We start from the raw sequence: 24,657 nt of genomic DNA, 5'->3' as shown, positions 1-24,657 counted from the left end.
TGGGGCCGGGAACAGCAGCCGGGCCGGGAGTGTCGGACGCGCCGGGGATGCCGGACGCGCCGGTCCGTCCGGACACACGAGGGCCGCGCACGTGGACCACGCTCTTGCCACCCCCTCGACACAAAGAACGGCCGCCCCAGCCCCCTTGTAGAGGCTGTGATGTCTGTGGAGCCCGATTCGGCCAATGTCGAGGACAAACCGGGCCCCGAGATGCCGGGGCGTTCGCTACTCGGGTACACCCAGCGTAGTTCGCCGCATCCCGACCGTTAAGAGGCCTGTCCCGGATGGCGAGATTGCAGCCCCCAAAAAGTGCCCGTGCTCCCGGTATATGTGGCTGTGCGCCCGCCCGTGCGCTCTTTGCCGTCCTGATCAGGAGCGCTTCCATGGACGGGTGGGTCGGCCCGTGGCCTCGACAAGCGGCAATGGCAAGAGACGGCGGGCCAGGGGGCTCCGCCGCCACAATCCCCGCGGGCGGCGGACCGGTCCGGGAGGCGTGCGGACGCCTCCCGGACTGTTGTTTTTATGCGGCGTATGTCCCGTATATGAGCCCGTTCGACCACGCATCCGGCGACCGGCATATCAACTCCGGCATGTGCCAGCCACTTTGGCGTGAAACCGACGTTTGGCTTCACGCGGACGACCCGGCGCTCCTCCCTGCGCCCATGCGCCTCCTTGTGCGCCGTGCCATGGCAGCATGTTCCTCAGGCGGAGCGGCAGTTCGCATGCCGCACAGCCAGTGGTCCACAGCCTGTGGAGGCGGCGATGCGGTGGTTGGTGGGGTGGAGCAGTGCCGCCGCGGGGTCACTCCCGGGCACTAAGGCCCGTACGGTCCTCCCGGTTGGCGCGCAACTTCTGTGGGGCGACCCGGATCCGCTGTGGGCGGTCGGTGACTGGCGTGCTGACGAAGTCCGCGTGATCCACGCCGACCCGGCCGGCGCCTCCTACCAGGGCGGCAGCAGCTATTCCGGTTCGGGATCCAGCTCGGGTTCCGGGTCCGGGTCCGGTTCCGGCGCGGCCTACGGGAGCGGGTACGGCAGCGGCTCCGGAAGCTACGGGGACGGGAACAACGGGTACGGGAACAACGGCTACAGCGGCAACAGCAGCCGCGGAGCCTCCAGTTACCAGAGCGCCAACGGCTACGGCGACAGCAACGGCAGTACCTACGGCGGCGGTCACGGCAGCGGCTACGGCAGCAGCCACCCCGCCATCGCCCGGATCGCCATCCTCGGCCGCTGCCACGCGAGCGACGCCCAGCTGCGCGTCGGCCTCTTCGCCGCCCGCGGGGGCGCCCTGCGCCACCTCACCGCATGGCCCGGCAGCTACACCGCCGTACTCCAACTCGGGCGCCGCATCACGATCCTGGGCGATCTCGCCGGCGCCCGGCCGGTCTTCCACACCCGCTGGGCGGGCGGTACGGCCTTCGCGACGGCCGCTCTCCCGCTCGCGGACCTCACCGAGGCGGGGCTGGACGTCACCCACCTCGCCGCCACCCTCGCCTGCCCGGACTCGCCCGAGGCACTCGGCGACGGGACGCCGTACATCGGCGTCCGGCGGGTGCCGCCGGGCCACGCCCTCATCCTGCGCGACGGCGTCCCCGAGATCAGCGGCTACGAGGCGACCGCGTCGCTCGCCGTCGGCAACCAGACCTCCGCCTCCGACACCGAGGCGGCGATCACCGGGGTCCGCGACGCCCTCGTCGACGCCGTACGGGCCCGGCTCGCCCAGCCGCGCTTCATCCCCGAGGCCGGCGAGGCACCGTCCCCCGGCATCGGCGCGGACCTGTCCGGAGGCAGCGCCTCCGCCACTCTCGCGCTGCTCGCCGCCGGACTGCCCGGCATGCCCGGCACCCCGCTCGGCCACGGGTCCTCGGCCGGGCAGCGGCTGCTGGCCGTCACCTTCAACGATCTGGCGGGCGGCGGACTGCAGTCCCGCGACGCCGAACTCGAACGGGCCAGGGCCATGGCCGCCGACCCCCGGCTGCACCACGTAGTGGTGCCGGGCGGCACCGAGGCGCTCCCGTACGCCGACCTCGGCTCGGGCCCGCTCACCGACGAGCCAGGACCGTCCCTCATCACCGCGGAACGGCACCGCCGCCGGCTCGCCGCGGGCGGCGCCGACCACCTCGTGGGGCACGGCGCCCGCCAGGTCCTCGACGCGCACCCGGCACGCCTCGCCGACCTGCTCCTGGACCGGCACCGCCGGCACATGCTGCGTCCGGTGGCCGCGCTCGCCACGGCGGACGGCCCGACCGGCCGCTCCGTCCTCGTCCCCTTCACCGTCTACCGCGCCGCCCGGCGGCTGGCCCGTACGCCTTACCAGCAGGGCGTGCAGGACGCCGCGGCCCGGCTGTTGCGGCGCGACTTCGGCTACGGCTCCGGCTCGTCCGCGGCCTCCGGCAACGGCTTCGGTCCCGGCTCGAGCTCCGGTGACACAGGTCCTGGCGCCGCGCTCAACGCTTCCCTCGCCGCGCTGGCCTGGGTGCGGCCGGGCCCGGCCGCCCGCTGGCTCACCGGCGAGGCCCTCGCCGAAGTATCGGTTCGCCTCCAGGAGGCGGCCGCCCGGCCCGGACCGGTGGAACGTCCGGGCGACCGGCGCGCGCGGGCCGCGCTGGCCCGGCACGCCGCCGACCACCGCGTCTTCGAGCAGGCCGTCGAGGTGCGCAGCCAGCGGCTGCACGCCCCGTTCCTCGACAACCAGGTCGTCCGCGCCTGCCGGGCGCTGCCCGAGGCGCTGCGCGTGCAGCCCGGGGCGCGGGTCTCGGTGCTGCGGGCGGTCCTGGCCGGCTCCGGGATCCGGGAGCTGCCGCCGGGCTGGGGCGCCAACTCCCATGTCTCGACCGCCGCCGCGTTCCGCACCGGGCTGCGGTCCTCCGTCGACGACCTCATCGAGCTGTTCGACACACCGCTGCTCGCCGACGCCGGGCTCGTCGAGGCCCGCGTCGTCCGCCAGGCCCTGCGGGCCGCCGCCGACGGGGAGGCGCTCCCGCTGGACGGGCTCGGCGAGCTCGTCGCGACGGAGGTCTGGCTCCGCCGGCTGCTGGCCCGCCGCGGATCCTGCTGGACCGGGGCGGACGCTCCGGAGCAGCGCGCTGTGGCGGGCGGGGTGCGCCGGCTCACGATGTGAGCGGTAGGGCGGTCAGGGGTCGGCCGATGGGAGGCGATCCGTTGTCAGTGCGATGCCCGACAATGGTGTGCAGGTCCGATGGCATGCGATGGCAACGGGCGATGGAGCGAACGGCGACCGCAGAGGACTCGTAATGGCGGTGTGGGACGACCTGGTCGGCCAGGACGCGGTGACGGCGCAGCTGTCCGCGGCCGCGCGGGATGCCGATGCCCTGGTGACGGCCACGTCGGCGGGCGCGAAGGGCGCGGCGCTGCCGACCGCGTCCAAGATGACGCACGCCTGGCTGTTCACCGGCCCGCCCGGCTCCGGCCGCTCCACCGCGGCCCGCGCCTTCGCGGCGGCCCTGCAGTGCACGAGCCCGGACCGGGCGCTGGGCGGGGTACCGGGCTGCGGGTTCTGCGACGGCTGCCACACGACGCTGATCGGGACGCACGCGGACGTCGAGATCGTCCGGACGGATCTGCTGTCGATCGGCGTGAAGGACACCCGTGACCTGGTGCGGCGGGCCGCCATGTCGCCGGCGGGCGGCCGGTGGCAGGTGATCGTCCTGGAGGACGCCGACCGCCTCACCGAAGGTGCGGGGAACGTGCTGCTGAAGGCGGTCGAGGAGCCCGCGCCCCGGACCGTCTGGCTGCTGTGCGCGCCCTCGGTCGAGGACGCGCTGCCGACCATCCGCTCCCGGTGCCGGCTGCTGAGCCTGCGGACCCCGTCCGTGGAAGCGGTCGCCGACGTCCTGGTGCGGCGGGACGGGATCGACCCCGAGCTGGCCGCGACGGTCGCCAGGGCGACGCAGGGCCACATCGGCCGGGCCCGCCGGCTCGCCACCGACGAGCAGGCGCGGGCGCGGCGGGCGACCGTGCTGCGGGTACCGCTGCGGGTGGACGACGTGGGCGGGTGTCTGAAGGCCGCGCAGGAACTGGTGGACGCGGCCTCGGACGACGCCAAGCAGGTCGCCGTGGACGTGGACGGCAAGGAGACCGAGGAGCTGCGGGCCGCGCTCGGGGCGTCGGCGGGCGCCGGCAGCCGGATGCCGCGCGGCACGGCGGGCGCCATGAAGGACCTGGCTGACCGCCAGAAGCGCCGATCGACCCGTACCCAGCGGGACACGCTCGACCTGGCCCTCATCGACCTGGCCGGCTTCTACCGGGACGTGCTCGCGGTGCAGGTCGGCTCGAAGGTCGGCATCGCGAACGTCGAGGCGCGCGACGCGATCGAGCGCATCGCGGCGTCCTCCCGTCCGGAGAACTCGCTGCGCCGGATCGAGTCGATCCTGGCCTGCAGGCAGGCACTGGAACGGAACGTCGCGCCGCTGCTGGCGGTGGAGGCGATGACGCTGTCGCTGCGGGCGGGCTGACGGGGGCGGGCCGACGGGGCTTTCGCCCTCCTCGGCCCGCTGTCGTCACCTCGGCGTCTTTGGTGCCTTTGGGTGATCAACGGCAGGGACCCGTAACGCCGACCGCCCACCCGGCGTGCCGCGTTGCAGGCTGCTGACAGTGCCGCCGGAGCCCACCCGGGGGCCGTAGTCGTCCCTGAGGTGGTCCGTACCGTGGCTGATGCCGTCCTGTTCACTCTGCTCTTCCTCACCACTGCCGCCGCCGTGGCACTCGTGCGCTCCGCGCTGCGCTACTGGTGGTCGGAACGGTCCGGCCGCGTCTACGAGTTGGCGCAGGACCGCACTGGTACGGCGCTGCGCGCCGCCGCCGCGGGCGTGGCCGTCCTGGCGGTGGTCGCTGTCGCCGTGCCGCTGCTGTCACCGGGAGGCGGCGGGGGCACGGTGACGGCCGCCGCCCGTACGGCGGTGGACCTCCGGGTGCCCGCGCCTCCCCGGCCGCCCGCCCGCGCGGCCGCACCGCCCGCGTCCGGGTCCGGGTCCGCGGCGCCCCGTACGATCTCCCGCCCGGCGGGCGGCGTCCTGCAGGAGCTCGCCGACGGCACACGCGTCTGGACGCCACAGCAGTACGCGTACCCCCGCGCCGCGAAGGTCTCCTTCCCCGTGGTGGTCGCGGAGGTCGGCGCCGGGGACCAGGAGCTCTACGCGGGCTTCGCCGCCCAGGTCCAGCGGCGCCTGGCGGACCCGTTCCTGCTCGTGATCCCGCGCACCTGCGGCGGCGCGGGACCCGATCTCGACGCGGTCGCCCGGCACTACCGCACCCTGACGACCCGGTCGGCGCGCGCGATCCTGGGCGTCGGCGACCGTGCGGCGTGCGCGGTCCGCGAGGCGTTCGCCCACCCCGACCGCTACCGCGCGGTCGCCGGGATCTCCGGCCGGTACGAGGGCGTCGCCGTCCCGCCCCCCGTCCCCGGCGGTAAGCGCCCCGCGCTCCTCATCGCCTCCGGCTCCGGCGAGAAGCGCCTCCCGCGACTCGGCCCTCAGGTTCCGCACGGCGCTGCGCCCCCGCGCCGACGAGGTACGCGTCATCGACGGCGTGAGCGGCCGCCGCGAACTCTTCGCCCGCGTCGCCGGCTACCTGACGGAAAAGGTCGACGGCCCGAAGCACCCGTAGCGGGAGCGCACCACCCGGCGCAGGCACCCCGCGAGACCCCTGGCCCCGGACACCCGCCCCCGGACACCCGCCGGGACACTCACCCGGACCCAGCCGCTCACCCGGACCCAGCCACTCGATCAACCCTCAAACGGCCCACAAAAAGCCTACAAATAGCCCATGAGCGGGCGGCGGAGCCCGCCTCCACCCCAGCAGGACGGATACGCTCCCCCTCACCCGACGGGAGGACCCGAGCCGCCGATGTACTCCAAGAGCCCGCTCCGTATCCCCGCCAGCGCCCTCGCGGTGGCAGGCCTGCTCCTCTCCGGATGCAGCAGCGGGGGCCCGGGCCACAGCGCCGCCGCCTCCACCACCGCCAGCTCGCTCGGCCCGCTCCCGTCGGCCGGCGACGCGAGCCTGGCGCCGTACTACACGCAGAAGCTGAACTGGCACTCGTGCGGCGTCCCCGGCTTCGAGTGCGCCACGATGAAGGCCCCGCTGGACTACGCGCACCCCGTCGCGGCCGACGATCTGAAGCTCGCCGTCGCCCGCAAGAAGGCGGCGGGCCCCGGCGCGCGCCTCGGCTCGCTCCTGGTCAACCCCGGCGGTCCCGGCGGCTCGGCCATCGACTACCTGCAGTACGCGGCGCTCGGCTACCCCGCACCGGTCACCGCCCGCTACGACATGGCCGCCATCGACCCGCGCGGCGTCGCCCGCAGCGAGCCCGTCGAGTGCCTCACCGACGCGCAGATGGACGCCTTCACCGCCGTCGACACGACCCCCGACGACGCCGCCGAGACCGGCAAGCTCGTCACCGCCGACACGGGGTTCGCGGCCGGCTGCGCGAAGCGCTCCGCCAAGCTCCTCGGCCATGTCTCCACGGTCGAATCGGCCCGTGACATGGACGTCCTGCGGGCCCTGCTCGGCGACGACAAGCTCACCTACGTCGGCAAGTCCTACGGCACCTTCCTCGGTGCCACCTACGCCGGACTGTTCCCGCAGCGCGTCGGCCGGCTGGTCCTCGACGGCGCGATGGACCCCTCGGTCTCCGCCCTCGACAGCAGCCGCACCCAGGCCGGCGGCTTCGAGACCGCCTTCACCGCCTTCGCGAACGACTGCATCAAGCACACCGACTGCGCCCTGGGCACGAAGAGTGCCGACGACGCCGGGCACCGCCTCGACGAACTCTTCCGCTCCCTCGACGCCAAGCCCCTCCCCACCGGCCAGGCCCGCCAGCTCACCGAGGCGCTCGGCACCACCGGCGTGATCTCCGCCATGTACGACGAGGGTTCCTGGCCGACGCTCCGCGCCGCCCTGGCCAAGGCCCAGCAGGGCGACGGCGCCGGCCTCCTCAAGCTCTCCGACGAGTACTACGAGCGCGACAGCAGCGGCAAGTACTCGAACCTCATGTTCGCCAACGCCGCCGTCAACTGCCTCGACCTCCCCCCGGCGCTCTCCTCCCCGGCCGACGTCGAGCGCGCCCTCCCGTCCTTCCGCTCCACCTCCCCGCACTTCGGCACGGGCCTGGCCTGGGCCAGCCTGATCTGCGGCTACTGGACGGTCCCGGCCACCGGCAAGCCCCAGCGCATCGAAGCGAAGGGCGCGGCCCCGATCCTCGTCGTCGGCACCATCCGCGACCCCGCCACCCCGTACTCCTGGGCCGAGTCCCTCGCCTCCCAGCTCTCCTCCGGCCACCTCCTCACCTACAACGGCGACGGCCACACCGCCTACGGCCGCGGTTCCGACTGCATCGACACCGCCGTGAACCTCTACCTCCTCGAAGGCACCACCCCGCCCAAGAACAAAAAGTGCGACTGACCCGCTGACCTGCATTTCCGCCCGATCCACCCCTGCACGGAGCACCCCCAACAACCCTGTAGACTTGGCGCCGCTGCTCCCGCCACACTGGCCGAGCGCAGCATGCCGCCTTAGCTCAGTTGGCCAGAGCAACGCACTCGTAATGCGTAGGTCTCGGGTTCGAATCCCGAAGGCGGCCCCACGTAAGGAAGTCCCGGTCAGCTTGCTGACCGGGACTTCTTCGTTCTGCGGCGGGGCGGTGTCGGGCGTCGGGGCTCAGGTCAGGGTTGCGTAGACGATGAGGTTGTCGACGGGGTGGCCCTGGGGGTCTATCGAGCCGTCGCAGGTGATCAGGCGGAGGGTGGGGGTCGGGGTGGGGGCGTAGACCTGTTGGGTGGGGAAGGTCTTCTTGTTCACCGTCTGGGTGGTGGTGACGGTGAAGTGGACGGTCTTTCCGTCGGCGCCGCGGACGGCGATGTCGGCGCCCTTCTTGATCTTCGCGAGATCGTGGAAGACGGCCTTGCCGTACCGGGTGCTGTTGTGGCCGATGACGACGGAGGAGCCGCGCTGGCCGGGTACCGCGCTGTTCGTGTACCAGCCGGCGGTCATGCCCTGGTCCGGCGGAGGGACTTGAACCGTCTGGTCGGCGTTGAGGCCGAGCCGTAGGAGGGAGCTGTCCACGCCGATGGAGGGGATCACCACGCGAGTGGGGTCACCGGGTGTGCTGGGCGCCGTCGCGGGGGGCTGGGTCGATGCGCCGGGGCCGGGTGCGTCCGGGGCGGTGGCGGAGGGGGAGCCCGACGAGCAGGCGGCCAGGGTGGTGAGGGTCAGCGCGATGAGCGGGGCTCGCAGGGCGCGCGCCGGGTTCGGGATGCGGGCCATGGGTGTCCTTATAAGGGGGTGGTGCGCCGCCCGGTCGGGCGGCGCACCACGTGGATCGGAGGATCAGCCGTCGTGGCGGGCTGCCCGGCGGCGCACGATGACGAAACCGGCACCCGCGAGTGCGGCGGCCGCGGCGGCCGAGCCGGCGATGGTGGCGTTGCTCGTGCCCGTGCTCCCGGTTTACCAAGCTGCGTTTATGGCGACGCCCGCGCGGCATCGGGCGGCGGTCGGCTGGGCGGCGCCGGTGCGGGTACGCCGGGGGCGCTCACGGACGGGTGGGGCGGGGCGTCCGGTGGCCGCGCCGGGGGTGGCGGGAGGGGCGGGGTGGGCTTGGCGCTCGCGTCCGCGGCGAACGCTCCGGTGGCCGGGAGCAGCACCGTGCCGGCGATGACTGCGGTGACGGCGGCGGTGCGCAGGGTGCGGAGGTAGGACATGGTGGTGCCTTCCGTTGACGGGGGTCGATCGGTGTCGGAGCGGCCGCCGCGTCCGGCGCTCGCCGCGTCCGGCGGCTGCCGCGCGGCGGCCGGCATGATCGACAGGCTGGCAGGCACCTGTGAAGAAGTTGTCAGAGCGCTGTGGTCGGGGGATCAGGGCCCCGGACGGCTCCGCCCGGCGTGCGGAAGACGGCGCGGGCGCTCAGGCTGGATGTATGGCGATCAATCGGATGACTGAGCACGGAATCGACATCGACACGCGGACGCTCGCGGTGGGCGTGGCCGTTACCGGGGTCGCGGCGGTGCTGGGGCTGGCCGGGACGGTCATGATCGGTGTCACGCTGCTGAACGCAGGACGCGGATACGTCCGTCACATGGAGGTACTGCCGTCCGAGCTGGCGGCCCGCGCCTTCCGGCAGGCGAAGGTGGCCTCGCAGGCCGCCACCCACGCCGGGGCCGACGCCTGGCGGTCTGCGGACGGCTCCTCCTCCTGACCGGGTGAGCCCTCGATCGTGGCGCGCCTCTTTCCTGGCGCGCTGCTCGCCAAGTGCTGCCCTCCGACGTGCTGCCCTCCGGCGTGCTGCTCTCTGACGTGGTGCCCTCCGGCGTGGTGCTCTCTGACGTGCTGCTCTCTAACGTGCTGCTCTCTAACGTGCTGTGCCGGTGCGGTCGATCGGGGTGATGACCTTCCGTTCGACCGGGGAGGACAGCACGATCGATGTCGTGGTGCGGCCGAGGGCCGAGATCTGTTCGAGCATCTCCTCGAGGTGCGAGGTGTCGGCCACGGCGACCTTGAGGATCCAGCAGTCCTCGCCGACGACGTGGTGCACCTCCAGGACCTCGGGGCGTGCCATCAGTTCCAGCGTCCTGGGGTGACGCAGCGTGTAGCCGCCGTGCGGGGAGACCCGGACGAAGGCGAGCATGGCGTAGCCGAGCCGGTCCGGTGCGACCACGGCGGAGTAGCCGGTGATGATGCCGTTGCTCTCCAGCCGGCGGATCCGTTCCGCCACGGCGGCCGGGCTGAGGCTCACCCGGCGGCCCAGTTCACTGAGAGTGATGCGGCCCTCGGTCTGGACGAGTTCGAGCAGCCGCGTGTCGACGCTGTCGAGGGCCACCGATGAATCGTGGGCGAGGCCCCGCACATGGCGTGGTTCTTTCGGCAGCGCCGCTGAATCTCCCATGATCTCCCCTTCAGATGCCGGGTCGAGACGGTAACACTTGAGCCCAGTGGCGGGGGTGTCCTGCCTGGTGGGAAAGGTTCTGAGGGAATGAGCGACTCCACGGGGGGCGTCCTGCGCGACGTCTGTGTCATCGGTGGCAGCCGGTATTTCGGCAAGCGGCTGATGCTGCGGCTGCGCGACGAGGGGGTCAACGTCACGGTCATCAACCGCGGCTCGTCACCGGCGCCGCCCGGCGTCACGCATCTCGTCGCGGACCGTGACGACGAGGCGGCGCTCGAAGCCGCGCTGGGTGACCGGCACTTCGATGTCGTCATCGACCAGGTCTGCTACACACCGCGACAGGCGGCCATCGCCAAGCGCGTCTTCCGCGACCGCACCACGCGCTACGTCATGACGTCCACGATGGAGGTCTATGACCCGGCGACCATTGACGGCTCGCCCCATCCCCATCGTCCGGTCGGCGAGGGCGCGGTGGATCCAGGAACGTGGCCGGTCGACCTCGAACTCCCCTGGGGGGAGGAGGCGTTCAGGGAGCAGCTCGGCGACGCCCGGCACTACGCCGAGGGCAAGCGGCAGGCGGAGGCGGTGTTCAGCCAGGATCCGGCGTTCGCGTTCGTCTCCGTGCGCAGCGCGCATGTGCTGGGCGGCGGCGCGGAGGAGTTCACCGGGCGGCTGGACCACTACGTGGACCGGGTCCGTACGGGACGGCCGGTCGTCGTTCACGCCGAGGAGCACCCCTCCACGTTCATCCATGACCGCGAGATCGCCGAGTTCCTGTTCTGGGCGGCCGGCGCCGACTTCACCGGGCCGGTCAACGCCAACTCGCACGGTGAGCTGAGCGCCACGGAGCTGAGCGAGCTGGTCGCGGCACAACTCGGTTCGGAACGGCCGACGTTCACGCGTACAGGATCCCGGGCGGGCGACGAGGTGTCGCCGTTCTCGTTCGACCGCTACTACGCGATGGACAACTCGCGGGCCACCGAGCTGGGTTTCCCGTTCTCGACCACTTCGGAGTGGCTGCCCGGCGCCATCGCCGAGACGGGAGTCCAGGAATGACAGAAATGACAGGGATGACAGGGATGACAGGGATGAGCGGCAGCAACGCGCGCCGGATCCGTGACGTCACCGTAGGTCCGGTCGGCCTCGGGGCCATGCCGCTGTCCATCGAGCGGCGGCCGGACGAGGCCAGAGCCTTCGCCACGGTCCACGCGGCGCTCGACGCGGGAGTGACGCTCATCGACACGGCCGACTCCTACCACTGGCACGCGGACGAGCGGGGGCACAACGAGGAGCTGATCGCCCGCGCCATCGCCGCCTACGGCGGTGACACGTCGGACGTCCTCGTCGCGACCAAGGGGGGCCGCGGGCGGCCCGGCGACGGTTCGTGGACCGTCAACGGCACCCCGGAGCATCTGAAGCGGGCCTGCGAGGAGTCGCTGAGGCGGCTCGGCGGCGAGGCGATCGGGCTGTACCAGCTCCACAAGCCGGACCCCCGGGTCCCGTTCGCCGAATCCGTCGGCGCGCTGCGGGAGTTGCTCGATGCGGGCACGATCAGGATGGTGGGCGTCTCCAACGTGGACGCCGGTCAGATCCGGCAGGCCGACGAGATCCTCGGCGGGCGGCTGGCCTCGGTGCAGAACGAGTACTCGCCCGCAGTCCGCGACAGTGCGGCCGAGCTGCGGCTGTGCGACGAGCTCGGGATCGCCTTCCTGCCCTGGAGCCCGCTCGGCGGCATCTCCCGGAGCTCGCTCGACGCCCCGCCGACGGCCGGCTCCAGGACACCCGCCCCGCCCTTCGCCGCCTTCCACGAGGTCGCACGGGATCACGGGGTCAGCCCGCAGCGGATCACTCTCGCGTGGCTGCTGGCGAAGTCCCCGGTCGTCGTCCCCATCCCGGGCGCCAGCAGGCCCGGGACGATCCGTGACTCGGCGGCGGCCGGCGACGTGACGCTCACCGCCGATGAGTTCGTACGGCTCGACGCGGTCCGGTGATCCGCGCACCCCGCCAGACGCCCCGCCTCGCACCCGGGCGCCCCTTGACATGAACTTAGGTTCACGTCTGAGACTGCTCCGTGGACGGAACAGCAGGTGGCGGACGCGGGGAGTGATGGGTGTGCGAGCAGTACAGGTGACGCGGTTCGGTGGTCCCGAGGTGCTGGTGACGGCGCAGCTGCCGGATCCGGTCGCCGGTCCCGGTGAGGTGGTCGTGGGGGTGGAGGCCGCCGACGTGATCCTCTTCGAGGCGCGGATCCGCGAGGGCCTGGCCCAGGACTTCATGCCGGTGCGGCCGCCGTACGTGCCGGGAGGCGCGGTGGCCGGGCGAGTGCTCTCCGTCGGCGAGGGCGTCGAGCCCGGCTGGATCGGCCGGTCCGTCGCCGTCCATGTCGGTGACCGCGGGGGGTACGCCGAGCGGGCCCTGGCGCCCGCCGCCGCGCTGATCCCCGTACCCGACGGGCTCGGCCCGCGTGAGGCCGCCGCGCTGCTCCACGACGGCACCACCGCGCTGGGCCTGGCGGACGCCGCCCGCACGCAGCCGGGGGAGTGGGTCCTGGTCACCGGGGCCGGCGGCGGGCTGGGCATCCTCATGGTGCAGCTGGCCCTGGCGGCGGGGGAACGGGTCGTGGCGGCCGCTCGCGGCCAGCAGAAGCTGGACCTGCTGCGCGAACTGGGTGCCCACGCCGTCGTCGACTACTCGCTGCCGGGCTGGGAGGAGCGGGTGCGCGGGGCGACCGGCGGTGCGGGTCCCGACATGGTGTACGACGGCGTCGGCGGGGAGCTCGGGCTGGCCGCGTTCGAACTGACCGCCCGCGGCGGCCAGTTCTCCGCGCACGGCGCGGCCGCCGGCGGCTTCGCGCCCGTCGACCCGGAGGAGGCGCGCCGGCGCGAGGTGACCGTACGCGGTATCGAGCAGGTGCAGTTCGCGCCCGACGTCGCCCGTCGGCTGCTGAAGCGTGCGCTGTCGGAGGCCGTGGCGGGACGGATCAGGCCCGTCATCGGGCAGACGTTCCCGCTGGAGCGTGCCGCCGACGCGCACCGGGCGATGGAGGCCCGCGACGTCGTCGGGAAGACCCTGCTGCTGCCGTGACGACGGTCCGGTGCTGCCGTGACGACGGTCCGGCAGCCGGACTCTCCCCGACGCACGGGTCCCTGCCGCTACGCCAGTCCCTCGGCCCCCTCTGCCCCCTCTGTCCGCTCCGCCACCCCCGGCTCCGCTAATCCGCGAGGCTGCGGCTCCACGATTCCAGCACCGTCAACACATGGTCGTGCCGGCGATGGACCTCACCGTTCTTCGACCAGCCCCACTCCCGGTACGCGGCCAGCGCCGGCACGTTCGGCGTCTCCACCAGCACGGATGCCACGGCCGCGTCGCTGCGCGACAGCAGCATGTCCTGCAGCCGGCCCGCGACCCCGAGACGGCGGTGGGAGGGGAGCACCAGCAGCTCGACGACAGCGAAGACCTGGCCGGACGCGGTGTGCTCCTCCAGGTCCTGCGGGACCCCACCGACGAATCCCTGCCACCACTCGCCGCCGCGATCGGGAGGAAAGCCGTATGCGAAGCCCACGAGCGCAGGGTCGCCGGCGATCGTCATATCGAATCCGGGGTGCTGCACATGCTCCGCGAAGCGCCGCAGAAAGCTCTGCCGGCTGTGGAACTCCTCGCCTTGGGCGCCGGGGTAGGACTCGACGTAGAGGTCCGCGAAGGCCTCCCTTTGCGCCTCGGCCTGCCACCGGCTCAGACGCCGTAGAAACACCTCTGTCATGCATTCCTCCTGCGATCACACCCATCGTGACAGCTCGGCGGGCACCGTGTCAGCGGGCGGTCAGTGACCGGTCAGCGGAAGTCAGCGCGCTGTCAGTGGCGTACGGGAGTCTTGGAGACATGAAGACCACGGGGAGCATCGAGCGGAGCACCGACCACCCAACCGGCAGGACCGGGCCGATCGCGGCCTTCGTGCGGTTCGTCGTGTGCGGCGGGGGCGTGGGGCTGCTGTCCAGCGCCGTCATGCTGCTGCTGTCGGGCCCGCTGCCCCTGGTGGTCGCCAACGCGCTGGTGACCGTCGCCTCCACCCTGCTGGCCACCGAGCTGCACGGCCGCTTCACCTTCCGGGCCGGTCGGGCCCAGCTGAGCGACCACATCAAGTCCGGTGCCACCGCGGCGATCTGCTACCTGTTCACCACCGCCGCGCTGCTCGTGCTGCACGCGGTGCACCCGAACCCGGGTCCGCTGCTGGAGCAGAGCGTGTATCTGTCGGCCTCCGGCCTCGCCGGTGTCGGCCGCTTCGTCGCCCTGCGGGTCATCGTCTTCGCCAAGGGCGGCGCCAAGGCGGCCCACGCACCAACGGCCATCGCGGCTGCCACCCCGGTCACCGCGCCGGTCAGCACTCCGGCCACCACCCCGATCGCCGCTCCGTCCGTCGCCCCGTCCGTCGCTCCGGCCCCGGCCCTCGCCCCGGCGCTCGCCCCGCCCTCGCCCCCGCCCTCGCCTCGGCGCTCGGCCAGGGATCGGTGGCGGTCGCCGCGTAGCGGGCCGTCGGGAACCTTGCGGAAATCCTCCCGGGCCGTGAAACATTCAGGCACCTCTGGCGCGTCAATGAGGTGTACACGGCGAATGGGGGGTGGATGCGGCAGACGCAGGAGGACGGCTATCTGGACTTCGCCGCGAACCGCGCGGGGCACCTCTTCCGTTCGGCATGCCTCCTGACCAGCGGTGACACTCATCTCGCCGAGGATCTCGTCCAGGAGACCCTCGGCCGGATGTTTGTGGTCTGGGGGCGGGCCTCCAAGATCGACAACCCGGCCGGATACGCGCAGACCGTCCTGGTGCGGGTCTTCCTCTCGCACCAGCGGCGCCGCAGCAATCGCGAACGCCCGACCCCCGACCTGCCGGACGTGCCGGGTGAGGCGGGCGTCGACACGACGCTGCGGTTGACGCTCCTCGACGCGCTCGGCCGGCTGGCGCCCAAGGACCGGGCGGTGCTGGTGCTGCGGTACTGGGAGGACCGCAGCATCGAGGAGACCGCCGACGCGATGCGCGCTTCGTCCAGCTCCGTGCGGACGCGTTCCGTCAGGGCGTTGGCGAAGCTGCGGGAACTGCTCGGCGGCTCCCTTGCCGAATTCGCCGCGAACTGACGCCACCCACTTCCCACTTCCACCGATCCCCATGCCTACGCCCCCACGCCTACGCCCCCACGCCGCTCGCCCCACGCCCCCCACGCCATACGCCATACGCCATACGAAACGGTGGTTCCCCATGCCCTTCGACCCCTTCGCGCCCTCGGACCCCTTCGAGGATGATCTCGGCCAAGCCATACGGGGTACCGCCGGCACCTTCTTCACCGACAACAGGGCGCTGGTGGACGGTGGTGCGGCCCGCGGCCGGGTGATGCGGCTGCGCCGCAGGGCCGCGGTCGCGGGCGGTGCGGCGACGCTCACGCTGGTCGCCGTCGGGGGGCTGATGGCGGGCGGGATGTCGGGTTCGGCCGGACACCACGTCGCGGAGGACCCGGCCGCGCAGGGCGGACCGCGCTCGGTCGCTGTCGCGTCGGGCGAGCGGGTCACCGCGCAGCACATGATCAACCTGCTCAAGTCGGCGCTGCCACCGGGCGTGACCACCGGTGAGCAGGGACGCGGTACCGGAGCCGAAGGGACCGGCGACCCGATCGGCGCCCCGTACGCGGAAGTCGTCTACGACGACGGACACGGCCCCGGTCTGGTCAGCGTCAGCCTGAACCACGCACCTTCGGGGCAGGGCGTGGGCCCCGGTGCCGGTACCCGGTGCCCGGACCGCGTGTACGTGCCGTTCGACTCGTGCGACCGGTCCGTGCTCGCCGACGGCTCCGTACTCGTCCTGCTCAAGGGGTACGAGTACCCGGACCACCGGGTGAACACCAAGAACTGGCGGGCCACCCTGACCACCCGTGACGGCCAGGTCGTCGACGCCATGGAGTGGAACTCCCCGGCGGAGAAGGGCGCCCCGGACACCCGGCCCGACCCGCCGCTGACCGCCGCGCAGCTGACCGCGGTGGTGAACATGACGATCTGGAAGCCGGTGTTCGACGCCCTCGGCCCGTCCAGGGCCCCGGCCGGCCAGGCCACCCGGTCCCCGGCCGACCCGCCCACCCTCGCCGAGGCGAGCTCCTCGGTGCCGGGCCCCGCGATCAGCGCCGTTCTCAAGGGGCTGATCCCGGCCGGTATGAAGCGCAGTGACGCGGACGACTCGGAGGGCTTCGCCCATGTGACCGTGGACGACGGACACGGCAGGACCCTGATCGAGGTGAACGTGGAGCACTGGCCGGTCAAGGACCCCGACACCCTGGCGTTCTTCTCGGGCGGCGAGAAGCTCGCCGACGGCACCCGGGTGCTGGTCTCCCAGGGGTCGGCGGAGAAGGGCGGTGCCGGGACCGTGCGGTGGGTCGCCCAGATCCTGCGCCCCAACGGCCGGCGGATCGTCGTCGCCGAGCTGAACGCGGGCGGCTATCACCAGCCCGCCACCCGGACCGCGCCGGTGTTCACCATCGACCGTCTCAAGTCGATGGCGCTGAGCCCCGATTGGAAGAAGCTGGACTGAGCCCGGGTGGCGTGCCTGGATGGTGTGCCCCGGCGCTGTCGTCCGCTACTCCCGCCCTCCCACCAGCCCGACCGCCCGCCCCCGCAGGGCCAGGCGGGCCGGGATCACCGCGGCGGGCACGGCGAGCAGGGCGCAGACGGCCACCGCGGCGCCGGTGGCCGTCCAGGGGATGACGACCGGGGACGACGGTACGGACAGCGCGGCCAGTGCGGCTTTGACGCCCAGCAGGTTCAGGGCGGCGACGCCGGCGCCCAGGGTCGTGCCCACCGCGACGATGAGCAGGGCCTCGGCGGCCACCATGCGCAGCACCTGGCCCAGGGTGGCCCCGGCGAGGCGCAGTACGGCGAGGTCGCGGACGCGGTCGGCGGTCGCCATCACCAGGGTGTTGGCCAGCGCGATGCACGAGTAGAGCAGGGCGATACCGAGCACCAGCAGAGTGCCGATCCGGGTCTGCCTGCTGGTGGCCGGGTAACTCACCGCGAGCCACTGCTCCTTGCTCAGCACGTGCCCGCCGCCGGGCGCCACGGCGGCCCGGAGCGCGGCTGCCGCGCCGGCCGCCCGGCCCGCGTCCGTCCCCGCCCGGAGCCGGACGTCGATCCGGTCGGGGGACGCGCCCGGCGCGTTGAGCGGGGTGACGTAGGCGCCGTTGCCGCCCGTGCCGGTGCGCAGCACGGCGGCGATACGGAGTGACGTCCGCCGGCCGTCGCCGAGCCAGACGTCCACCTGGCTGCCGACGGTGTGCTGGGGCCACTCCTCGTTGACGACGATGCTCCGGTCGTCGAGATCGGTGACCTTTCCTGCGGTCACCGGGAGGTTCGTCACGGCGGCGAGGGCGGCCGGGTCGACGGCACGGGCCTCGTCCTTGACCAGCGCCACTCCGTCCTCCAGCCGGCACACGGTGGTCGGCGCGATGGCGGCCGCGTCGAGTCCGGGCAGTGCGCGGACCCGTGCGACGGTCGCCGCGTCGAGGCCGCCGGCATCCGACGTCACGACGAAGTCGGCCGCCGACTGCGCGCGCGTCTCCGCCGCCTTGGCGGCGTTGACGGTCGCGGTGACCCCGAGCAGGGACCCGGCCAGGGCGACGGTGATCAGTACGGGCGCGGCGACGGCCGCCGTACGCCGCACCCCGGCCAGCACGTTCTCCCGTACGAGCCGGCCGGCGATGCCCGGCAGCCGAGCGGGCAGCCAGGCCAGCGCCTTCGTCAGCGGCCCCACCACGACGGGTGCGAGCAGCGCGAACGCCGTGATCAGCAGCATCGGTTGGGTGGTGTACGTCTTGCGGTGCAGCGCGTCGGACGGATCGGTGAGCACCTGCCGGACGAGCAGGCCGAGGCCGAGCAGCAGCAGTCCGCCGCCGGCCACCCAGCGCCCGGCCGTCATGGTGCGGCGGTCGACCGAGGCCTCGCGCAGCGCCTCCATCGGACCCACGCGCCCGGCCCGGCGGCTCGCCGCCCAGGCGCCCGCGAGCGCGACGCCGAGCCCCGTCCCGAAGGCCGTCCAGTACGGCCACGCGTCGCCGCCGATCGCGAACCAGGACGGTGCGATGTCGGCGTCCACCAGCCACGCCGCCAGCCTTGGCGCCCCGAACCGTCCCAGGACGCAGCCGGCCGCCGAGGCCACCGCGCCCACCACCGCGGCCTCGACGATCACCAGCCGCCGGAGCTGCCGCGGCGCGGCACCGGCCGCCCGCAGCAGGGCGAACTCCCGCCGCCGCTGCGCCACGGCGAAGGCGAACGTCGACGCGACGACGAACACCGACACGAACCCGGTGACCCCGCCGGCCGTTCCCAGCAGGGCGTTCACCGTCGTCAGCGCCTCGCTGTCGCGGTCCGGGTCGGGATCGGCCCGGCGCCGGTCGTCACCGGTGAGGACGTCCAGGTCCCCGGGCGCGGAGGCCCGTACGGCGGCCGGGTCCGCGTACACCACGACCGTGTCGATCCGGGGCGCCAGCCGCGCCGCCTCCGCGTCCGTGAAGAACACCGCGTGCTCGAAACCCGCGTGCTCGAAACCCGGGTCCTCGAAACCCGGGTCCTCGAAACCCGAGTCCGGAGCCGTTCCGACGACAGTTCTGACGACGGTGCCGACGACCGTCCGGGCCGCGCTGACACCGTCCGGGGTGTGCAGCGTGACTCGGGCGCCCGGTGCGGCCCAGCCGCCCGTCGTCACGATCTCGCCGGGGGTCGCGGGCGCGCGGCCGGCGGTGAGCCGGTAGGGGGTGAAGGCCGCCGCCGACCAGGCGTGGCCGACCGTGCCGGCCGGGGTGCCGTCCGCACGCACCGGGAACGTACGGTCCTGGACGGTGCGCCCGAGCCGGGCCAGCGCGGCGGCGGTGGCCGCCGGGACCGGCCGGGGGCGGTCGAGCCGCTTCTCGCGCACCCCGTGCGCGGTGGTGACCCGCAGCGTGTCCGTGCCGCGCACGACCACCGGGGCCGCCGCGAACCGTTCGGGCGCCCGGTGCGGGGCATTGAGGGTGGCGGCCAGCGCCAGGCCCATCGTGGCGATCAGGCCGACGCCCAGCGCGAGGGCGACGAAGCTGCCGGCGAAGGTGGCCCAGCGGGCGCGGAGGGTGCGCAGCGCGATGTTCAGCATGCGCTCCAGCCAATCGGCGGCGGGCCGCCCGCACAGCACGGCAGGACGGAGTCCTCGGGTATGCCTGGCCCTACCTCCGAGGCCGCTGGGCCTCCGTCCGGTCCGCGCCGGCTGGCAGAATCCAGCGCGTGGAACGAGAACTGCGCATCGTGCTCGCCGAGGACAGCGTCCTGCTCCGCGAAGGGCTGGTAGGCCTGCTCGCGCGTTTCGGGCACCAGGTCGTCGCGGCGGTCGGGGACGCCGAGGCGCTGATGGCGGCGGTCGCCGAGCACGACCCGGACATCGTCGTCACCGATGTGCGCATGCCGCCCGGCCTGCAGGACGAGGGGCTGCGCGCCGCCGTCGCGCTGCGCGCACAGCGCCCGTCGCTGCCGGTGCTCGTCCTGAGCCAGTACGTGCAGCACAGCTACGCCGCCGAGCTGCTCGACTCGGGCGACGGGTCCGGCGTCGGCTATCTGCTCAAGGACCGGGTGGGCCAGGTCGAGGAGTTCCTCGACGCGTTGCGCCGGGTCGCGGACGGCGGCACCGTCGTCGACCCGGAGGTCGTCCGCCAGCTGCTGCGCCGCCGGCGCGATCCGCTGGAGCGGCTGTCCGCGCGGGAACGCGAGGTGCTGGGGCTGATCGCGGAGGGCCGGTCGAACGCGTCGATCGCCCGTGAGCTGGTGGTCTCCGAGGCGGCCGTCGGCAAACACATCGGCAGCATCCTCAGCAAGCTGGACCTGCCGCCCGCCGAGGAGACCCACCGCCGGGTCCTGGCGGTCCTGGCCTTCCTACGGGCCTGACCAGGGCCTTGCTCAGGGCCTGAGCAGGGCCCTGAGCAAGGCCCGACCAGGACGTGAGCCGGGCCTGGCCAAGGCCTGACGAGCCGCTGGGCCACCCCCGGACCGGCCGCCGGCGTCATCGGAGGTATGCCCAGCCTTTGCCGATGCTTTGAGCACTGAGGGGCTGATTGGACGCACGTCCGGGTGACAATGCGACAGTCGACGCATATCCCCGGGCACCCCTGGCCCATCTCTACGCGAAGCGAGGATCCCCGTGTTGCGAAACGGGCTGGAGCCGTGGCACCTGATCGTGGTGGCGCTGGTTCTGATCATGCTGTTCGGTTCCAAGAAGCTGCCCGACGCCGCCCGCGGTCTCGGCAAGTCCATGCGCATCCTGAAGTCCGAGGCGCGTGCGCTGAAGGCCGACGACGCCGCCGCGACCGCGACCGCCGCCACGGCCACCCCCGCGGACGCCAAGCCGGCCCCCGCACCCGAGGCGCACACCCACACCTCGTAGCGGGTCCGCCCTTCCGGATTCCGGCAGTCTTGATAGGTTCCTGACGCCCGGAAGCCGGGCGTCGGAAGTTCGCGGTAGTGGCGGGGGACGCGCAGTGGCAGCACGGGGTATACCGCCCGAGTACGTGGACGGGTACGAGGAGCTCCTCGCCGACATATCCCGCAGCGGCCGCGCGCTGCGCCGCGACGAGCGTGAGGCCCGCCGTGAGCTGGGGGAGCGGGCCGCCGACGCCGGTTACGGCCTGCGGGAGCTGGTCGACGCCTATCTGGGTGCCACCCGCCGGTCCTGGTCGGCGCTGCCCGGCGTCGCCGAGGCCCGCAGCGCGGCCGATCTGCGCCACGTCGGCGAATCCGTCCTCGCGGCGGTGGAGGCCGGGGTGGCGGCACTCGCCGAAGGGCATGAGCGGTCGCACCGGCTCGCGGTCCGCAAGGAGGAAGCCGCCCGCCGGGAGTTCGTCGACGATCTGCTGTACGGGCGCAGCGACCCGGGGCGGCTGGCCGAGCGCGCCGAGCGCTTCGGGCTCCGGCTGGCCGGCCGCCATGTGGTGGCCGTCGCCACCGGGACCGAGGCGTACGACGACGGCCATCCCCTCGTCCACCGCGTGGAACGGGACCTGACCGGACGGTTCGGCGACCACGATGTGCTGCTCGCCACCAAGGGCGGCCGGTTCGTGTGCATCGCGCCCGCCTCGGAACAGGCCGTCCTGGACGCCTTCGTCAAGCTCGCCGGCGAGGTGCGGGTGGCGCTGGGCCGCCCCCACGGAGGTCCCGGCGGGGTGGTCCGGAGTTACGAGGAGGCGCTCAGCGCCCTCGACCTCGGGGACCGCCTCGGCCTCGACGCCCGCGTCCTGAACTCGGCGGACCTGCTCGTCTTCCCCGTCCTCATGCGTGACCGCGCGGCGATGGCCGACCTCGTACGGGCCGTGCTCGGCCCGCTGGAGGAGGCCCGCGGCGGCGCTCTGCCGCTGCTGCAGACCCTGGGGGCGTACGCGGCCGCCGGCTATGTGGGCGCCGAGGCGGCCCGCCGTCTCGATCTCAGCGTCCGGGCGCTCAGCTACCGCATCGAACGCATCGCGGCCCTCACCGGGTTCGACCCCGACGACGCCCTCCAGCGCTACACCCTGGAGACGGCAGCGCTGGGCGCCCGTCTGCTGGACTGGCCGCAACGACCGCTGTAGGACGGGCTGTTGATCGGTTCGTCGAAGCCGGAGAGGCCGGCGAGGCCGGCGAGGCGGCAGGGCCCCAGGGGCGTTAGTAGGACGTCAGAGACGCGTCAAGACTGCCGGGATCGGGCAATGTGGCCGCGCGGCACCCGGTGCCACCATCTCCCGTGACGGACGGTTGGGAATCGGGGGGTCAGTGCCATGGGGGAGTTCGTGAGAACTGCGCTGGCGTTCCCGACCGTCCTGTTCAGCTTCGCGCTCCTGGTCGTCATCGGCTTCTGGCTGCTGGCACTGATGGGCGGCGTCTCCGCCCACGGCCACGCGGGACCTGCCGGACACGGTCAGGGCCATGGGGGACACGGTCACGGTCATGGGGGACACGGGAACGACGGTGGCCATCACGATGGCCACGACCCCGGCGGCGAGGGCCTGTTGGCGGCTGCCGGGCTCGACGGGGTGCCGGTCACGGTCGTCCTCTCGCTGCTGACCACCGTCGCCTGGTTCGTGAGCCTGGCAGGCAGCGCGCTGCTGGACGGCACCGGCGCGCACGGGCCCGTCCGCGTCCTGCTCGGCATCGCGGTCCTCGCCGTGGCCCTGGCGGGCGCGTGGTCCGCGACCTGGGTACTGGTGCGGCCGCTGCGCCGGCTCTTCCCCGAGGTGCGGCCGCCTTCGCGGGAGGACTTCGTCGGCAGCCTGTGTGTCATCCGCACCGGGCGGGTCGGTACGGACTTCGGCCAGGCCGAAGTCACCGCGCCGGACGGCTCGTCCGCGGTCGTCCAGGTCCGGCAGACCGGTGAGGACACCTTCGCCTCCGGGAGCACCGCACTTCTCTACGAGTACGAGCCGGCGGGCGAGTTCTTCTGGGTCGCACCCTTCGACCCGGTCACATAGCCCGGTCACATAGCCCGGTCACATAGCCCGTGCCGCCACCCCGATCCCTCACCTGACACGTGTCCGACGACACGTGACACCCCGTCATGTCCCGCACCGCCCACCGCCCCATCCACCACCGAACACTCTCCGCACTCTTCGACTGAGGATCCGCCATGGATGCCACCGCCATAGGGATCGGCGTACTGATCGCCGTCCTCCTGCTCATCGCGCTCGGCGTGGTGTTCACCGTCAGCCGGCTCTTCCGCAAGGTGGAGCAGGGCCAGGCGCTGATCATCTCCAGGACCAAGCACGTGGACGTCACCTTCACCGGCGCCGTGGTGCTCCCGATCCTCCACAACGCCGAGCAGATGGACATCTCGGTGAAGACGATCGAGATCAAGCGCACCGGCCGCGAGGGCCTGATCTGCCAGGACAACATCCGCGCCGACATCCACCTGACGTTCTTCGTCCGCGTGAACAAGACCACCGAGGACGTCATCAAGGTCGCCCAGGCGATCGGTACGGCTCGGGCGAGCCACCAGGAGACGCTGCAGGCGCTGTTCGCCGCGAAGTTCTCCGAGGCGCTCAAGACCGTCGGCAAGCAGCTGGACTTCGTCGACCTCTACACCCAGCGCGACCACTTCCGCGACCAGATCATCCAGGTCATCGGCACCGACCTGAACGGCTACCACCTCGAGGACGCCGCGATCGACTTCCTCGAACAGACCCCGATGACCCAGCTGGACGCCGCCAACATCCTCGACGCGCAGGGCATCCGGAAGATCACCGAGCTGACCGCCATCGAGCACGTGCGCACCAACGAGTTCCAGCGCACCGAGCAGAAGGAGATCACCCGGCAGAACGTCGAGGCCCGCGAGACCATCCTGGAGCTGGAACGGCGGCAGGCCGAGGCCGAGATCAAGCAGCGCCGGGAGGTCGAGACACTCCGTGCCAAGGAGGAGTCGTCCACGATGCGCGTCCAGGAGGAGGAACGGCTCGGCTCGCAGGGCGCGTTCATCCGGACCGAGGAGCTGCTCGGCATCCAGCGGGAGAACCAGGGCCGCGAGATCGCCGTGGCGCAGAAGAACCGTGAACGGGTCATCGCCGTCGAGAACGAGCGGATCGAGAAGGACCGGCTGCTGGAGGTCATCGCCCGCGAGCGCGAGACGGAGCTGTCCCGGATCTCCAAGGACAAGGAGGTCGAGGCGGAACGCCGCGAGGTCGCCGATGTGATCCGCGAGCGCATCGCCGTCGACCGCACCGTCGCCGAGCAGGAGGAGAGCATCAAGGCGCTGCGGCTGGTGCAGGAGGCGGAACGGGAGCGGCAGGCGCTCATCGTGCGGGCCGAGGGCCAGGCGCAGGAGAAGCTCGTCAAGGACATCAAGGCGGCGGAGGCGGCCGAGCAGTCCGCGACCCACCGGGCGCGTGAGGCGCTGACCATGGCCGAGTCCCGCAAGCAGGCGTCCGAGCTCGACGCCCAGGCCAAGATCCGGCTCGCCGAGGGCATGCGGGCCGAGGCGGCCGCCGCCGGGCTCGCCGAGGTCGAGGTGCGGGAGCGCAGCGCCGAGGCGATCGAGAAGGTCGGACTGGCGGAGGCGGCCGTCGCGCGGGAGAAGAACACCGTCGAGGCCGAGGGCATCGGCCGCCGGCTGAAGGAGGAGGCCGCGGGGCTCACCGACAAGGCCGCCGCCATGGCCGCGCTCGACGACGCCTCACGCGGCCACGAGGAGTACCGGCTGCGGCTGGCGGCGGAGAAGGACATCCGGCTCGCGAGCCTGGACATGCAGCGCCAGGTGGCGGAGGCGCAGGCCACGGTGCTCGCCACCGGCCTGGAGTCGGCGACCATCAGCATCGTCGGCGGCGAGAGCGTCTTCTTCGACCGGGTGGTCGGCGCGATGTCGCTGGGCAAGAGCGTCGACGCGTTCGTGGACAGCTCCGACGCCGTCAAGGCGCTGGCCGGGCCGTGGCTGGACGGATCGTCGCGCTTCACCGAGGACGCCACCCGGGTGCTCGGCTCCCTCGGGAGCGGCGGCGTCCAGAACCTGACGGTGTCCGCGCTCCTGATGCGGCTCATCGCGTCCGGCGGCCCGCAGTCCGGCGGACTCCAGCAGCTGCTCGACCAGGCCAACTCGCTGGGCCTGGGCCAGCTCCCGCTGGACGCGCTCGGCAGTGCGGCCCCTGCCGCCGGCCCCGCCGCCGCCCCTCCCGCGGTCAACGGTGCCAAGCCGGCCGCCGCGCGCAACTGAGCAGCACCACCCGCACGCACCCCTTGGCGCACGCGTCAGTGA

22 protein-coding genes and 1 tRNA gene are annotated in these 24,657 nt (G+C 73.0%); 16 read left to right on the top strand and 7 right to left on the bottom strand.

The annotated features are described in order from the left end of the window. The first annotated feature begins 762 nt into the window (after positions 1–762). A complete protein-coding gene (locus C8250_RS20940) occupies positions 763–3,123 on the top strand; it encodes an asparagine synthase-related protein (protein WP_244809248.1) in 2,361 nt (786 codons plus the stop codon). Between the two features lie 133 nt (positions 3,124–3,256). Further along, positions 3,257–4,477, top strand: coding sequence for a DNA polymerase III subunit delta' (locus tag C8250_RS20935; protein WP_138355778.1), 1,221 nt, complete (start codon positions 3,257–3,259; stop codon positions 4,475–4,477). A gap of 396 nt (positions 4,478–4,873) precedes the next feature. Here the strand turns inward: C8250_RS20935 and C8250_RS20930 are convergent, their stop codons facing one another. Beyond that, a complete protein-coding gene (locus C8250_RS20930) occupies positions 4,874–5,506 on the bottom strand; it encodes a hypothetical protein (RefSeq protein ID WP_187144928.1) in 633 nt (210 codons plus the stop codon). Positions 5,507–5,867: 361 nt separating this feature from the next. Between C8250_RS20930 and C8250_RS20925 the strand changes: the two genes are divergently transcribed. Together C8250_RS20925 and C8250_RS20920 are read left to right on the top strand one after the other, a co-directional pair. Further along, positions 5,868–7,424 (top strand): alpha/beta hydrolase, encoded by a 1,557-nt coding sequence (locus tag C8250_RS20925; RefSeq protein WP_138355776.1) that lies wholly within the window; start codon positions 5,868–5,870, stop codon positions 7,422–7,424. 104 nt (positions 7,425–7,528) lie between these two features. After that, positions 7,529–7,605 (top strand) — tRNA-Thr (locus C8250_RS20920). A 74-nt stretch (positions 7,606–7,679) separates the two neighbouring features. Here the strand turns inward: C8250_RS20920 and C8250_RS20915 are convergent. The 3 genes from C8250_RS20915 to C8250_RS43580 form a co-directional block, all read right to left on the bottom strand. Next, positions 7,680–8,285 (bottom strand): class F sortase, encoded by a 606-nt coding sequence (locus tag C8250_RS20915; protein WP_138355775.1) that lies wholly within the window; start codon positions 8,283–8,285, stop codon positions 7,680–7,682. A 63-nt stretch (positions 8,286–8,348) separates the two neighbouring features. Further along, positions 8,349–8,435 (bottom strand): hypothetical protein, encoded by an 87-nt coding sequence (locus C8250_RS43585; RefSeq protein WP_244809835.1) that lies wholly within the window; start codon positions 8,433–8,435, stop codon positions 8,349–8,351. A 44-nt stretch (positions 8,436–8,479) separates the two neighbouring features. Beyond that, complete coding sequence (locus tag C8250_RS43580) at positions 8,480–8,815, bottom strand: hypothetical protein (RefSeq protein ID WP_244809246.1); 336 nt, start codon at positions 8,813–8,815, stop codon at positions 8,480–8,482. A 134-nt stretch (positions 8,816–8,949) separates the two neighbouring features. On the opposite strand from C8250_RS43580, the gene C8250_RS20905 reads away from it, so the two are divergent. Further along, positions 8,950–9,213 carry a hypothetical protein gene (locus C8250_RS20905; protein WP_138359475.1) on the top strand — a complete coding sequence of 88 codons (264 nt, stop codon included), beginning with the start codon at positions 8,950–8,952 and terminating at the stop codon, positions 9,211–9,213. Between the two features lie 153 nt (positions 9,214–9,366). Here C8250_RS20905 and C8250_RS20900 read toward each other — a convergent pair whose 3' ends face one another. After that, positions 9,367–9,900, bottom strand: coding sequence for an Lrp/AsnC family transcriptional regulator (locus C8250_RS20900; protein ID WP_187144927.1), 534 nt, complete (start codon positions 9,898–9,900; stop codon positions 9,367–9,369). An 87-nt stretch (positions 9,901–9,987) separates the two neighbouring features. Here C8250_RS20900 and C8250_RS20895 point away from each other — a divergent pair, with 87 nt between their 5' ends. The 3 genes from C8250_RS20895 (at position 9,988) to C8250_RS20885 (ending at position 12,984) form a co-directional block, all read left to right on the top strand. Then, positions 9,988–10,956 carry an NAD-dependent epimerase/dehydratase family protein gene (locus tag C8250_RS20895; protein ID WP_232485924.1) on the top strand — a complete coding sequence of 323 codons (969 nt, stop codon included), beginning with the start codon at positions 9,988–9,990 and terminating at the stop codon, positions 10,954–10,956. Between the two features lie 32 nt (positions 10,957–10,988). After that, the gene (locus tag C8250_RS20890; protein ID WP_138359477.1) at positions 10,989–11,891 is read left to right on the top strand and encodes an aldo/keto reductase; all 903 of its coding nucleotides are present in this window, start codon (positions 10,989–10,991) and stop codon (positions 11,889–11,891) included. A gap of 115 nt (positions 11,892–12,006) precedes the next feature. Then, positions 12,007–12,984 carry a zinc-binding dehydrogenase gene (locus tag C8250_RS20885; RefSeq protein ID WP_187144926.1) on the top strand — a complete coding sequence of 326 codons (978 nt, stop codon included), beginning with the start codon at positions 12,007–12,009 and terminating at the stop codon, positions 12,982–12,984. A gap of 127 nt (positions 12,985–13,111) precedes the next feature. On the opposite strand, the gene C8250_RS20880 is transcribed toward C8250_RS20885, so the two are convergent. Further along, positions 13,112–13,660, bottom strand: coding sequence for a GNAT family N-acetyltransferase (locus C8250_RS20880; RefSeq protein WP_232485925.1), 549 nt, complete (start codon positions 13,658–13,660; stop codon positions 13,112–13,114). A 119-nt stretch (positions 13,661–13,779) separates the two neighbouring features. Here C8250_RS20880 and C8250_RS44865 point away from each other — a divergent pair, with 119 nt between their 5' ends. From C8250_RS44865 to C8250_RS20865, 3 genes are all read left to right on the top strand, one after another. Next, positions 13,780–14,601 carry a GtrA family protein gene (locus C8250_RS44865; protein ID WP_346268759.1) on the top strand — a complete coding sequence of 274 codons (822 nt, stop codon included), beginning with the start codon at positions 13,780–13,782 and terminating at the stop codon, positions 14,599–14,601. Beyond that, positions 14,520–15,029, top strand: a complete 510-nt coding sequence (locus C8250_RS20870) for a SigE family RNA polymerase sigma factor (RefSeq protein ID WP_138359607.1) — start codon at positions 14,520–14,522, stop codon at positions 15,027–15,029. The genes C8250_RS44865 and C8250_RS20870 overlap by 82 nt, the downstream gene beginning before the upstream one ends. Before the next feature lie 121 nt (positions 15,030–15,150). Next, positions 15,151–16,467: a hypothetical protein gene (locus C8250_RS20865; RefSeq protein WP_138359609.1), complete on the top strand. Its 1,317-nt coding sequence runs from the start codon at positions 15,151–15,153 to the stop codon at positions 16,465–16,467. Positions 16,468–16,512: 45 nt separating this feature from the next. Here the strand turns inward: C8250_RS20865 and C8250_RS20860 are convergent, their stop codons facing one another. Then, positions 16,513–19,056 (bottom strand): ABC transporter permease, encoded by a 2,544-nt coding sequence (locus C8250_RS20860; protein WP_187144925.1) that lies wholly within the window; start codon positions 19,054–19,056, stop codon positions 16,513–16,515. Between the two features lie 149 nt (positions 19,057–19,205). Here C8250_RS20860 and C8250_RS20855 point away from each other — a divergent pair, with 149 nt between their 5' ends. The 5 genes from C8250_RS20855 (at position 19,206) to C8250_RS20835 (ending at position 24,615) form a co-directional block, all read left to right on the top strand. Beyond that, positions 19,206–19,838, top strand: coding sequence for a response regulator transcription factor (locus tag C8250_RS20855; protein WP_138355913.1), 633 nt, complete (start codon positions 19,206–19,208; stop codon positions 19,836–19,838). Between the two features lie 253 nt (positions 19,839–20,091). Beyond that, positions 20,092–20,334 (top strand): Sec-independent protein translocase subunit TatA, encoded by a 243-nt coding sequence (gene tatA, locus C8250_RS20850; protein ID WP_138355848.1) that lies wholly within the window; start codon positions 20,092–20,094, stop codon positions 20,332–20,334. Between the two features lie 94 nt (positions 20,335–20,428). Further along, positions 20,429–21,511: a helix-turn-helix domain-containing protein gene (locus C8250_RS20845; protein ID WP_138355849.1), complete on the top strand. Its 1,083-nt coding sequence runs from the start codon at positions 20,429–20,431 to the stop codon at positions 21,509–21,511. 198 nt (positions 21,512–21,709) lie between these two features. Beyond that, entirely contained in the window at positions 21,710–22,387 is a 678-nt protein-coding gene (locus C8250_RS20840) for a hypothetical protein (RefSeq protein ID WP_307811570.1), read from the top strand. Between the two features lie 155 nt (positions 22,388–22,542). Then, a complete protein-coding gene (locus tag C8250_RS20835; protein ID WP_138355851.1) occupies positions 22,543–24,615 on the top strand; it encodes an SPFH domain-containing protein in 2,073 nt (690 codons plus the stop codon). Positions 24,616–24,657: the final 42 nt, after the last annotated feature.

The sequence above is a fragment of the Streptomyces sp. So13.3 genome (assembly GCF_005860785.2).
Classification (GTDB): Bacteria; Actinomycetota; Actinomycetes; order Streptomycetales; family Streptomycetaceae; genus Actinacidiphila; species Actinacidiphila fildesensis.
Note: the sequence above shows the minus strand (reverse complement) of the source record. Positions and strands in the feature narration are given on the sequence as shown.

What these genes read in the sequence shown, in the direction of transcription:
- C8250_RS20940 (WP_244809248.1), top strand. Translation starts at nt 763, where the DNA reads ATGCGGTGGTTGGTGGGGTGGAGCAGTGCCGCCGCGGGGTCACTCCCG.
- C8250_RS20935 (WP_138355778.1), top strand. Translation starts at nt 3,257, where the DNA reads ATGGCGGTGTGGGACGACCTGGTCGGCCAGGACGCGGTGACGGCGCAG.
- C8250_RS20925 (WP_138355776.1), top strand. Translation starts at nt 5,868, where the DNA reads ATGTACTCCAAGAGCCCGCTCCGTATCCCCGCCAGCGCCCTCGCGGTG.
- C8250_RS20915 (WP_138355775.1), bottom strand. Translation starts at nt 8,285, where the DNA reads ATGGCCCGCATCCCGAACCCGGCGCGCGCCCTGCGAGCCCCGCTCATC.
- C8250_RS43580 (WP_244809246.1), bottom strand. Translation starts at nt 8,815, where the DNA reads ATGCCGGCCGCCGCGCGGCAGCCGCCGGACGCGGCGAGCGCCGGACGC.
- C8250_RS20905 (WP_138359475.1), top strand. Translation starts at nt 8,950, where the DNA reads ATGACTGAGCACGGAATCGACATCGACACGCGGACGCTCGCGGTGGGC.
- C8250_RS20900 (WP_187144927.1), bottom strand. Translation starts at nt 9,900, where the DNA reads ATGGGAGATTCAGCGGCGCTGCCGAAAGAACCACGCCATGTGCGGGGC.
- C8250_RS20895 (WP_232485924.1), top strand. Translation starts at nt 9,988, where the DNA reads ATGAGCGACTCCACGGGGGGCGTCCTGCGCGACGTCTGTGTCATCGGT.
- C8250_RS20890 (WP_138359477.1), top strand. Translation starts at nt 10,989, where the DNA reads ATGAGCGGCAGCAACGCGCGCCGGATCCGTGACGTCACCGTAGGTCCG.
- C8250_RS20885 (WP_187144926.1), top strand. Translation starts at nt 12,007, where the DNA reads ATGGGTGTGCGAGCAGTACAGGTGACGCGGTTCGGTGGTCCCGAGGTG.
- C8250_RS20880 (WP_232485925.1), bottom strand. Translation starts at nt 13,660, where the DNA reads ATGACAGAGGTGTTTCTACGGCGTCTGAGCCGGTGGCAGGCCGAGGCG.
- C8250_RS44865 (WP_346268759.1), top strand. Translation starts at nt 13,780, where the DNA reads ATGAAGACCACGGGGAGCATCGAGCGGAGCACCGACCACCCAACCGGC.
- C8250_RS20870 (WP_138359607.1), top strand. Translation starts at nt 14,520, where the DNA reads ATGCGGCAGACGCAGGAGGACGGCTATCTGGACTTCGCCGCGAACCGC.
- C8250_RS20865 (WP_138359609.1), top strand. Translation starts at nt 15,151, where the DNA reads ATGCCCTTCGACCCCTTCGCGCCCTCGGACCCCTTCGAGGATGATCTC.
- C8250_RS20860 (WP_187144925.1), bottom strand. Translation starts at nt 19,056, where the DNA reads ATGCTGAACATCGCGCTGCGCACCCTCCGCGCCCGCTGGGCCACCTTC.
- C8250_RS20835 (WP_138355851.1), top strand. Translation starts at nt 22,543, where the DNA reads ATGGATGCCACCGCCATAGGGATCGGCGTACTGATCGCCGTCCTCCTG.